The sequence below is a fragment of the Bacillus cereus genome, assembly GCF_015071065.1.
Classification (GTDB): Bacteria; Bacillota; Bacilli; order Bacillales; family Bacillaceae_G; genus Bacillus_A; species Bacillus_A cereus_BA.
Map to the genome: position 1 here is coordinate 1 of NZ_VOVA01000040.1, position 10,977 is coordinate 10,977.

Genomic DNA, 10,977 nt, shown 5'->3' on the forward strand with positions numbered 1-10,977 from the left:
CTACATAAAATATTAACAAGAATAATTTTATTAAAAAATACCCAATTTTAATATTTGTACAAGCTTTTTTTTATTACTTACATATGATATTAATAGGATGATTATCATCCTACCATACCCCAAAAACCCAAATTACCGTTCGTTAACTATCTGTAAAGATAGGAAAAAAGGACAGATTTAGAACTGTCCTTTTTTATATTATTTACTAATGTAAATTTCAAAAATTAAATACTTATTATTAATAAATACATATATTATGTTCGTTTTTCTTCTTTCCTAAAAACCGTTCTACGCTTTTTATTTCACGGTTTACTTGACTACGAGCCCCTAAACCCTCAAGGAACTTTCGTGGCAAGTTCCTTGTCCATTGTTACCTTGCTCTTCCGTTGACTTTTGGAGTAAAGGCTGGTTCGTCGTGTTGGGGCGAAACCCCACGTATTACGTATCTATCCATATGATTACAGATACAACAAGTACAAATAACTCAAAAGTTAAATAAATAATAACAAAGCACTCAAAATGAGTGCTTTGTTATTATTTATTTAACCACACTATAGGAACCTCTTGTTTCCCTAATATTTCAAATTCAATTTCTCCATTTTCATAATATTCACGCTTTATAATTGGTATAGTTGCCATTCCATTTTTTGTTTTACTTTTGTATGAATTTTTTATTTCTATATGAATAATATTCATCAATAGCTTCCCCCTTTTTATCCCCCCAAAAACAGAGGGAATTTTCTTTCTCCCCTGTTATATATACTCTTATATTCATCTTTTATTCTTTTAAATCCCCCAAATAAAAAGAACACCCGTTTCATAGGTGTTCTCTAAAACGTATGTTTAGCCCTTAGTTGTAGTAAAATAAATATTTTAAACTGGGTTTTATACAAATCACATTTATTAATTAAAAAGATTATTCTATTGATACACGTCCTTCAAACTCCTAATATGGCTAGGTTTTTTCGTTATCGTTGTAAATCCGCATAATCTGACTCTACCCCTATTAAATGTCTAGTTCATTAATTTATTAAAAATAAAATATATTAATTATGATAATTGTACAAGCTATTTTTTAGTACTTACATAAGCTATCAATAGGATGATAAACATCCCAACATAACCCTTTTTCGTATATTACTAAGTCGCTAGCTATCTATAGAGATAGCAAAAAAGAACAGTATTTTTGACTGTTCTTTTTTAATGTGATTTTAATTGTATATTCACTTAGGAACCTAATCTACATAATTCCAACTAATGATGATAAAAAAAACTAGAAATATATACTAGTCTCTCTTTTTATTTTTCTATACTATCCATTAACTAAGAAATTCTTCGAACACTAATAACATCTAGACTCGTAACATTAATATTTGCATTATTATCAATCCAAACAAGAAATCCATCTTCTACACGAATAAAAACTCCTGTTCCATCAATTTGATCTCCACCAGAAAACACTTGAATTTTATCGCCTTCTCGTATGTGATCTAATCTTCTACGTCTAACATTACATTCATTTTCAAATTCTCTTTGAAATCCCATATTTTTTTCTCCTTTATTCAAACTAATATATATGAACATAATTAAAGCTTGTACGTTTATAAACTTGCTTATTTATAACAAAATAAAATAAAAGTCTGTTCCTTTTATCTTTGATCTTTCTATCAACTAAGAAATTCTTCGAACACTAATAACATCTAGACTCGTAACATTAATATTTGCATTATTATCAACCCAAACAAGAAATCCATCTTCTATATTAATAAATACTCCTGTTCCATCGATTCGATCTCCACCAGAGAACACTTGAATTTTATCGCCTTCTCGTATGTGATCTAATCTTCTACGTCTAACATTACATTCTCTACGCTCAAAATCACATTCTCTGCGTCTAGAATTACATTCTCTTTCTCCTCTGAATCTTTTATTTCTTCTACACTCATCACATTCACATCTTTCTTCAAAAAACATTTAACATAACCCCTTTTCTATAGAATGTACTACCCTATATTCTATGGAAATAATAAGTTAATTGATTAAACTTTCCCCCTATCAAATGTACAATTAGTTAAATTATTAAAATAAATCCGCCACCAAATTCAGCTTCAAAATCTATATTTTTATGAAAACAAAAAACGAGTACTTTTCTTCAAAATACTCGTTCAAAGAAATTTACCAATCTCGACATTCATTACAATCACAATCTCGATCATGTCTACGTCTAAAACGAAATTCATCACAATCAAAATCACAATCTCGATCACGTCTACGTCTAAAACGACATTCATTACAATCACAATCAAAATCGCAATCTCGATCACGTCTACGTCTAAAACGACATTCATTACAATCACAATCAAAATCGCAATCTCGATCACGTCTACGTCTTCCAAATATAAAATCATCCCCCATGAATATGATTACCTCCTCTCAACAATAGAATTCATCATATTCTATGCTTAAAAACAAAAACAGCTTGTTTACTAGTCTACATTCTCTATTTTAGAGTAATAATATTCACATCTAATCTACATAACACCACTTATCAGTAGTCCATGTATCTAGAAATCTCAAAAAGTCCCTTCAGATGTTCTGAAGGGACTTTTTATTCACATACACTTCACCATCTTTACTTTCTGAATGATATAATTGAAAAAAATAAATGCACCTACTGCTAAAATAAGATTATGAAAACTTAATAAACCGTAGCGTTCATATAATCTCTGGGAGTGTAAACTATGAAATTTTTCAAAAAAATAATCGATTTTCTCAATAAACTAAAGAATATATGGAAACATGATGACGAAGGCATATCTGATTATGAGAAAAAACTTATAGACGAAATTCCAACTCAAAATCCATATGGACTAATAGGGATGATTATGGGGGGAGTTGCATTTATATTCGGTCGCTCATTTGTAATTATCCCTATAATCACAATTATTTTTTGTGTAGTAACCTTTTTCACTTTTGACAAGGAAAAAGAAGATAATCCTATGACTTTCGCCGTGGGTGTGATGTTGTCACTGTTAAGTATATATATGTACATCCAGGGAGACGCTTACCAAGTAGAACTATAAAATAACCGATAAAAGATAACATAACACCACTTATTTTACTAAATTCATAGTACTTATTCTTTAACAGATTTTTTATCAAAAAATCTGTTCTTTTATTATCGTTTAAAATTTTCAAGTGACCGCTCCATCATAAAATATACGAGGTAATTTATTAAAATCATAATGAATTACTTTCTCAAAGCTATCTAAATATGCATGTAAAGATTGTGTAATCATAAGATTAACAACTTTTTCTTTAGTATTAAAAATAATAATAGGTTTTTTAAGTGCCCACGCATATCCAACTTCCCACATTGTTCCAGAATCTTGATCATTATATACTGCAAAAATGATATCACTATACTGAATTGCATTTACATCAATTATAAAGTTTTCATTCTGCCATTGATAAGACCCAAAAGGTAACTTACTCATGTGTTTTCGTGGAGAAAATACATTTAATCCTTTGTTAAATAAAATCATTTCTAATTTTTCTAACAGTGCAATTTGTTCTGGATTGAAAAATGGTCCCGCTAAATATACCTTCATTTATCTAACCTCCTAATGGTTAATAAAGGAGCAAAGATGATGAGTAATAACGATAAAAATGAAATCCCTAATTTTTCTTGGATAGTTCTTTTTGGTTTTATCGTTATATTTATTATTATATTGTTGCTAAGAAATACATATATGGAAAAGATAAAAAATTATCAATACAATTTTAAAATATTAAAAACTTGGATATGAATTTTTGGAATTCTATTTATTTTTAATATTATTGATTTCTCTATATCCTTAATAGGGGGCACCATACATGCCCAACGTTCTAGCTAAATTTGACAAAATAAATATCTAACATAAAAACACCCCCTTACACTAGTTCACATAAGTCCCGTTAACGGTAGTCAAATTCGTTTTGGAGTTTATAATACCTTTCATAAATTGTATGTTCCCAATTAACAAACCCTTTAAATATTAATGTTTTGTAAATTTCCATCTAAATAATACTATTATAATAAGTTATTTATAAGTAAAGTTTCGAATGGAAAGTGATTTTTCTATCTAAATAAGTTTAGTTAATTTTACTTTAATATAACTTTTCCAAAAAAATGGAAAAATTTTATAAAAAATGGAAGATTTTTATAGGTATATGTGCTAGGATGGGGGTACAACCGAGAAACTATCTGAATTTTCTATTCTTATTGAATAGGTATAGGGGGCTGATAGATTAGATTGCTTATTGTCCTGTTGTAGATTAGGGTTGATTTGGCATTGTTTTTAAGTCTAGAAATGGGAGGAACTTAAAAATGAAAAAATTTTTAAACTCTAAATTATTAGCTGTTGGAGCGTTGAGTGCAGGGTTATCAATCTCAGCTGTTACTCCATCTTTTGCAGCCGAAAATGGAAAGCTACCGGATACTTCGGTAATCAGTTCTGACGAGTATGTTACACCAGTTCAAGGGACAGTTCAAAATGGAAAAAATGGTGCTAATACATTAGCAAGTTCGTATGTTTCTACACACTCTTGGTCGAAAACTTATAAAAATTTATATGGTATCAATGTAGCCAAAAATGAGGCATATGCTCAATGGACTTGGGGATCTGGGACAATTTCAAATTTTGGGGGTCTTTGGCAATCAAACTGGGCCGCTCCGCTTTATGGATATGATAACGAAACGAACAGTTGGAATTATAAATACAGTTCAAGTGGTCAAACGAATCAAAGTGCTAAATTTTCAAGTGGTATCCCTACTCCTTGGGGACATGCAGGGGGATCACAATTCACTAGTCGTATTCTAATTAATGTAACTGGAAATGGTAATTCTTCTGCACAATAATTGTAAATACTTTTAAGAAAATACTTGGATTTGGTTAACACTAAATCCAAGTATTTTGATATAATAAGTATGAAAGGAGAGTTTTTATGACTGAAGCAGTTCTTAATGTAAGTAATTTGAAATTGCATTTTAAAAAGCACCTTGTTCTAAAAAACATATCCCTTTCTCTTAATGCAAGAGATATCTACGCTTTAGTAGGAGTGAATGGTTCAGGTAAAACAACCTTTCTATCAATAATAGCGGGATTGATCACTCAAGACGAAGGTAGTATCTTAATTAACAATAAAAAGATTTCCTCAGACCAAATAAGTATGTCTTTTCAACCAACATCTTTATATTCTCATTTAACAGGAAAAGATAATTTGAAATTATTATCTCCATACCCTGAAAAGGCATTTGAGATATTAAAAACATTGAATAAGTCAAATGTGGAGATACTCTCGAAAAAAGTAAAAAAACTTTCTTTTGGTCAAAAGCAACGTTTAGGAATAGCAATTGCACTATCTAAAAAAGCAAGTGTTTATTTATTAGATGAACCTACTAATGGACTCGATTCTACTTCAAACAAAAATTTAATTAAGATCATTAAGGAAATGTCAGACGAAGGATGTTCTTTTATAGTGGCAAGTCATGAATGGGCAATAATTGAGAGATGCTGTAACCGGCTTGGAATGATTTACGATGGTCAAATTAAAAGAGAATTAGATTTGTCAGATTATATGAATGAAGACTCTGCACCAACTATTCAGTTGAAAACTATTACACCTTTAGTAAAAGAGCAACTATTAGAATTAGAGGAAGTTATCAATGTAGACAATTTAGATACATACACTTGGTATATAAAATTAAAATCTAGAAAAACACTAAGTTCTTTTCAGCAGTCCTTAATTATGAAGGATATATCCATACAGGAATTGGTTGTACTACACCCAGCGAAAGAATGGGAAATACTTTATAATCGGTTAAGCGAGGAGGGAGAATAATGTTTAAATCATATACTAATGAATGTATAAAAATTGCAAAGCATCCTGTAAGTATATGGTTAATAGTACTTTTCGGAATTTTTATTATTTATTCTTATATAAGTGTAGGTATACATTTTCAAAGTTCGTATGCTACTTTTATAGAAAATAGTTCTTTTAGTGAACAGCAAGCAATGGATTTTATAAAAAATTCCAATACGAAGAGTCCACTTACTGCAATGCTTTTTATCATAAGTACTAAGATGGCTATTCCTTATTCACTAGCGTCAGTAAATGCATTAGGCCCGATTGTTATTTCTATTATTGGTGCCCTCGTATTTGGAATAGAATACCGACACTTTACCATCAGACAATTATGGATGAGTGGCTTAACTAGAACGAATGTACTGATTGGAAAAGTTTTGAGTATGCTAACCTTTATTATATGTTTTATTCTTATATCGATAATTATTGGTTTATTATCGAGCTTTGTTACTCCATATATTTTCGATTTACCTACGAACCTAGTTTCTACAGATTCTATACAAGTAACTGATTATTTTCTACAAATTCTAGGTACAATTATTAGTCTGTTATTATGGGGTGTCTTTGCTGCATGTATTACTGTTATGAGTAAAAGTTTAGTAGTAGGGGTAATTGTTGGATTCATATATCCTACTATGGAATCATCAATTTTACATAGTTGGTATATTGGACAGTATTTTCCTTTATTTATTCAAAAGTCTATGCTTCCAATTTTATTTAAAGAGACTGAAAATGGAGGACTCGTGTCATTTTACGATATGCCAGAGATTTATACATTAAATCAAAGTCTGTTACTTAGTTTCATATATACCTTGATTTTTATTATTATTACTTTAATTGCTTTAAAAAAGCAAAAAATACCTATGCCTTAATTTGGTTCTGGTACAAAAATCCCAAGACTCTTCCAGGTAAAGTCCTAAAACTTGAACATACTGAAGGAGAGTGGGAATGAAGTGCACATGGCATCACAAAAATTAGTGAATATCTGTAATTAGATTTTTATCAAAAAAAGATCTGCAGTAAATAGCAGGTCCTTTTTGTGATGAATCTATTATTTTACTGCTACTTTCAATTCTTTTCCGGCTTTAAAAGCTGGTACTTTTGAAGCTGCAATTTGGGTTCTGGTGCAAAAACTTCAGGACAATTGCAAATAATCTCTAAGTTCTGTACATACTGATACTATCAATCTAAAAAGGATGTGTATCTGTATGAAAAAGCCAACAGAATTCAAGTGGAAACATTTTGAACCCGAAATGATCTTACATGTAGTACGCTGATACCTACGGTACAGTCTTAGTTTTCGTGATCTTGTAGGGATGATGGAAGAGCGTGGAATATGTGTAACGCATACTATTAGTGTACGTAAAATATGATTAAAATGGTGTTGTAAGTTTATATATATTTGAAGAAGCCTCATTCAAAAGATGGGGCTTCTTACTTTTTGTTTGTAAAAGAATTACCATGTTCATTTCATCTTTAGATTTCACGTTATTTTATGCGAATTTTAATGGTAAGTTCCAATGTAAACTTTTGAATAGAAGTTTACTTTCAGTTTCGTCAAAAAGAAAAACCACATCTCATTGATGTCCAACCCATCCGAAACAAAGAACAGATTGAAGATATGAAATGGGCCCTCAAACGCCACTGTTCCGAACGAGACTATATTCTGTTTTTAATTGGAATCAATACAGGATTGCGTGTAAGTGATCTACTCCAACTTGAAACACAAACGATAGTAAAGCTACAACGAAAAAAAGAAAAGAATTCAAAATTAAAGAGGGGAAAACGAAGAAAGAACGCATAATTAATCTCGCTTCTATTTTTGATGAGATCTACTCATATGCTCAAAACCTAGAAAATACCTGGTTATTCCCTTCACGAAAAGGTAATCAACCCATTAGTAAGATCCAGGCTTATCGACAATTACAAAAAGCCGGAGATTTTGCCAACATAGAATCCATAGGGACTCACACCATGCGCAAAACCTTCGGCTATTGGTTCTATAAACAAACAAAAGATGTCGCGATGTTGCAAGAAATGCTCAATCATACTACACCCCAGATAACATTAAAATATATTGGTATCAACAAAGAAGAAAAAGACAATATTCTAGATATCTTTTGTATTTAATTTAACTATCATGATTAATCTTGATAAATATTTAATTGTATTGACTTAAAAATGAAATAAGTGTATTTTTGTATTAAGTAAATTATTTTTACCTAAGGCAACTTCAAAGTTATAAACCCCTCATAAAAGTATTTAAAAGTAATTCAAGGTTTATGTCATGGTATTCCTCTGTAGCTCCCGATACTATCTCGGGGGCTACTCCCGTTTTTAAAGTTAACATAACCCTATTTAATGATAATACAAACAAAAAGAACTAAATTTTTAAATAACACAGTTTCCCTTTAGGAGATGTTTTATATGAAAAATAAAAATCTAAAAAAAACAATTAGCCATCTTAAAACAAATGCACGAGTTTCCGCAGAAGAATTATCAAAAATACTGGCAGATGATCACTCACTAATAACAGCAAACTTACTAATTTTAGGTGCTGATATACATGTATTATCATCGGAATGTGTATTAACCATCTACAAAATATTTAATGAAACAAAAGGAATAAAAACTATACGTAGTTCTATTTGGGGAAAAAGAGATAGTAATTGGAAGTTATTTTTTCATCAAGAAACAAAAATGTATTAAGGGTAACTATTTATGATTAGAAACTATACTCATTGTTTTATTTCACTAAGCACATTAGGGGTACCGTCAAAAAAATGGGCTTACCGTTGTAAATCCGCATTTTCGGGACGCTACCCCAATACGTAACATTCAATGACACTTTTATTAAAATTAACACATATAATGCAATGAGCATTTACAAATATCCATAGGTATGTTTCTCTTCTACGGATATGAAAAATTAGTTTACATAATACCACTTATCAGTAGTCCCTTCTAGGAACCCCCGAGATTGGTTTTATCAATCAGATATAGGATGTGAAATTTTAAAGAAGACACAAAGAGAAGACACTCAAATGAGCGCCTACTTTTTTCAATATCCGAATCCGCCACCGCCGCCCCAACAACTACATCCGATAATGATTAACAGGATGAACAGAACGATTAGTAAAGCAAATCCGCCGCCAAAGCCGCCACAAGAACCACCAAAACTCATATTTTTTCCTCCTTCAATTAGGAGATAGAACAATGGGAAAGTTATTATTTTAATGGATTCACTTTATTTTATGTTTTTATGAACAGAATGAGCAGGTCCGTTTAAAAATAAAGAAAAGACACTCTCAAGAGTGCCTCTCTTTAGCAGCCAAATCCACCACCACAACAGCTAGCTCCAACTATAATTAATAAAATAAAGAGCACAACCAGTAAGGCGAATCCACCACCAAAACCGCAGCCTCCGCCGCAACTACCACCATAGCCCATATTAATCTCTCCTTTGAGTAAGAGGGGAAATTCAAGGTCACACATGTATTTTAACGGATTCACTTTACATTATGTTTTTAAGGATTAATTGAGCAGGTCCCTTTGAAAATAAAAAAAGACAGCCTAAGGGGGGACCGTGATATATGTGGTGTTATGTAAACCTTATATGAATATGATATTCATCGTTTTTTATTCAACTAACATAGAAAGAGCTGTTTACATTGTTAAAATAATTTGAATTAAACAGCTCATTTACACTTTAATACGAAATAGGCAATGTAGTTCCTGGCGGTCTCCACCAAGATTCAACAGTTTTCCAAGCAGTATTATAATCGTAACCTCTTCCTAGCAAATACCCTATGGCAACTGCTTCTGTTAATGCATGTTGATAGCCAAGGTGTTGAGCTTCTCGTAACCCATGTCTAACAGCTGAACTTATTACAGTAAGAGTTTGTTGTTGAAGAATATGTGATTGTGTATCTAAAGTTTGCGGAGAATCTCGATAATAATTATTATGATTATATGGTTGTTGGTTGTTGTTATTCATATTAATACCCCTCTTCTTTGATTACAGTAATTAACAATTATAGGATTTCGATATTTTATAAATTATGCGGATATGGGAGTTTGCGGAATAGACTATAAACATGTCTTGTTAATTTCTAGGTAAAATTACAAAAAAAGCGATTTTACTACACACTTTGAAAAATATATGAAATAGAAGAGGATGTGCTTGCTAAAAGGATTATAGGGGTTGCGGAGACAGGAACAACAACTGAAGATGGAAGGACTTGTTCATCTCGTACTTGGTTTTTTAATCCAAATATATTGAATAAGTATTCATGTAAGCTCAACATAACACCACTTATCAGCAGTCCATGTATCTAGAAATCTATAAAAAAGGTCCCTTCAGATCTTCTGAAGGGACCTTTTTATTTACATAATCATCATTATCAATAGCAAAATAAGTCTCAATTTTTATCTATGACTCCTAAACAGAAGTAATCGTTACTGTACCCGATAAACGAAATTATAGGTAGTTACAACATGCTTACTCGTTGCATACAATATGTATTGGTTAGATGACTACTCTTTTATAAAAGGAGGTGCAACAAATGATGCCTTATTCTAGTATGCCATCTCAAATGTATTCGGGACAAATGATGCCCTATTCTGGTATGCCATCTCAAATGTATTCAGGACATATGATGCCTTATTCTGGTATGCCATCTCAAATGTATTCAGGACATATGATGCCTTATTCTGGTATGCCATCTCAAATGTATTCGGGACATATGATGCCTTATTCTGGTATGCCGTCTCAAATGTATTCGGGACAGATGATGCCTTATTCTGGTATGCCGTATTAGGTGTATTCGGGACAGATGATACCTACAGACAGTCAAACACCTCAAATGATACCTCACCCAGTTCTTGTTGTTGCAAGATAAGCAGCACGTAATCAAATTAAAATAACTTAACAACCCACATTAGCAACAAAACATCAAGAAAGGGCATTCCAAATATGGAACGCCTTCTTTTATTTTATAAAATCATCAACTTAAACCTATTTTTCAAATATACTCTTCAACAATCTGAAATATTCCAATTAACATAATT

The 10,977-nt window shown here is 31.3% G+C and carries 14 protein-coding genes and 4 pseudogenes; 9 read left to right on the plus strand and 9 right to left on the minus strand.

What is annotated here, in order from left to right:
* Positions 1–534: 534 nt before the first annotated feature.
* From FT637_RS28670 to FT637_RS28685, 4 genes are all read right to left on the minus strand, one after another.
* Entirely contained in the window at positions 535–696 is a 162-nt protein-coding gene (locus FT637_RS28670; RefSeq protein WP_193649129.1) for a hypothetical protein, read from the minus strand.
* Positions 697–1,323: 627 nt separating this feature from the next.
* Positions 1,324–1,545, minus strand: coding sequence for a hypothetical protein (locus FT637_RS28675; RefSeq protein ID WP_193649130.1), 222 nt, complete (start codon positions 1,543–1,545; stop codon positions 1,324–1,326).
* A gap of 126 nt (positions 1,546–1,671) precedes the next feature.
* Positions 1,672–1,974 carry a hypothetical protein gene (locus FT637_RS28680; protein WP_193649131.1) on the minus strand — a complete coding sequence of 101 codons (303 nt, stop codon included), beginning with the start codon at positions 1,972–1,974 and terminating at the stop codon, positions 1,672–1,674.
* A gap of 201 nt (positions 1,975–2,175) precedes the next feature.
* Entirely contained in the window at positions 2,176–2,415 is a 240-nt protein-coding gene (locus FT637_RS28685) for a hypothetical protein (RefSeq protein ID WP_193649132.1), read from the minus strand.
* Between the two features lie 326 nt (positions 2,416–2,741).
* Between FT637_RS28685 and FT637_RS28690 the strand changes: the two genes are divergently transcribed.
* Entirely contained in the window at positions 2,742–3,083 is a 342-nt protein-coding gene (locus tag FT637_RS28690; protein ID WP_193649133.1) for a cell division protein FtsK, read from the plus strand.
* 111 nt (positions 3,084–3,194) lie between these two features.
* Here FT637_RS28690 and FT637_RS28695 read toward each other — a convergent pair whose 3' ends face one another.
* A complete protein-coding gene (locus FT637_RS28695; protein ID WP_193649134.1) occupies positions 3,195–3,611 on the minus strand; it encodes a nucleoside 2-deoxyribosyltransferase in 417 nt (138 codons plus the stop codon).
* Positions 3,612–4,369: 758 nt separating this feature from the next.
* On the opposite strand from FT637_RS28695, the gene FT637_RS28700 reads away from it, so the two are divergent.
* From FT637_RS28700 to FT637_RS28710, 3 genes are all read left to right on the plus strand, one after another.
* Positions 4,370–4,900 carry a hypothetical protein gene (locus FT637_RS28700; protein WP_193649135.1) on the plus strand — a complete coding sequence of 177 codons (531 nt, stop codon included), beginning with the start codon at positions 4,370–4,372 and terminating at the stop codon, positions 4,898–4,900.
* 86 nt (positions 4,901–4,986) lie between these two features.
* A complete protein-coding gene (locus FT637_RS28705; RefSeq protein ID WP_193649136.1) occupies positions 4,987–5,883 on the plus strand; it encodes an ABC transporter ATP-binding protein in 897 nt (298 codons plus the stop codon).
* On the plus strand, positions 5,883–6,779 hold the full coding sequence (locus tag FT637_RS28710) for an ABC transporter permease subunit (RefSeq protein ID WP_193649137.1): 897 nt from the start codon (positions 5,883–5,885) through the stop codon (positions 6,777–6,779). Before FT637_RS28705 ends, FT637_RS28710 begins: the two co-directional genes overlap by 1 nt.
* Before the next feature lie 179 nt (positions 6,780–6,958).
* Here the strand turns inward: FT637_RS28710 and FT637_RS28715 are convergent.
* Positions 6,959–7,024 (minus strand): annotated as a pseudogene (locus tag FT637_RS28715) (DNA-binding protein); the annotation flags it as partial.
* Positions 7,025–7,115: 91 nt separating this feature from the next.
* Here FT637_RS28715 and FT637_RS30230 point away from each other — a divergent pair.
* From FT637_RS30230 to FT637_RS28725, 3 genes and pseudogenes are all read left to right on the plus strand, one after another.
* A pseudogene (locus FT637_RS30230) lies at positions 7,116–7,271 on the plus strand (IS6 family transposase); the annotation flags it as partial.
* Positions 7,272–7,528: 257 nt separating this feature from the next.
* Positions 7,529–8,037 (plus strand): annotated as a pseudogene (locus tag FT637_RS28720) (tyrosine-type recombinase/integrase).
* Between the two features lie 297 nt (positions 8,038–8,334).
* On the plus strand, positions 8,335–8,616 hold the full coding sequence (locus FT637_RS28725) for a DUF4440 domain-containing protein (protein ID WP_193649138.1): 282 nt from the start codon (positions 8,335–8,337) through the stop codon (positions 8,614–8,616).
* A gap of 352 nt (positions 8,617–8,968) precedes the next feature.
* Here FT637_RS28725 and FT637_RS28730 read toward each other — a convergent pair whose 3' ends face one another.
* The 3 genes from FT637_RS28730 to FT637_RS28740 form a co-directional block, all read right to left on the minus strand.
* A complete protein-coding gene (locus FT637_RS28730; RefSeq protein ID WP_053081437.1) occupies positions 8,969–9,091 on the minus strand; it encodes a YjcZ family sporulation protein in 123 nt (40 codons plus the stop codon).
* Between the two features lie 140 nt (positions 9,092–9,231).
* Positions 9,232–9,357 carry a YjcZ family sporulation protein gene (locus tag FT637_RS28735; RefSeq protein ID WP_002170647.1) on the minus strand — a complete coding sequence of 42 codons (126 nt, stop codon included), beginning with the start codon at positions 9,355–9,357 and terminating at the stop codon, positions 9,232–9,234.
* 259 nt (positions 9,358–9,616) lie between these two features.
* Positions 9,617–9,904, minus strand: coding sequence for a hypothetical protein (locus tag FT637_RS28740; RefSeq protein WP_193649139.1), 288 nt, complete (start codon positions 9,902–9,904; stop codon positions 9,617–9,619).
* Positions 9,905–10,095: 191 nt separating this feature from the next.
* On the opposite strand from FT637_RS28740, the pseudogene FT637_RS30235 reads away from it, so the two are divergent.
* Together FT637_RS30235 and FT637_RS28745 are read left to right on the plus strand one after the other, a co-directional pair.
* Positions 10,096–10,188 (plus strand): annotated as a pseudogene (locus FT637_RS30235) (MarR family transcriptional regulator); the annotation flags it as partial.
* A gap of 284 nt (positions 10,189–10,472) precedes the next feature.
* Complete coding sequence (locus tag FT637_RS28745; protein WP_193649140.1) at positions 10,473–10,727, plus strand: hypothetical protein; 255 nt, start codon at positions 10,473–10,475, stop codon at positions 10,725–10,727.
* The last annotated feature ends 250 nt before the right edge of the window (positions 10,728–10,977 follow it).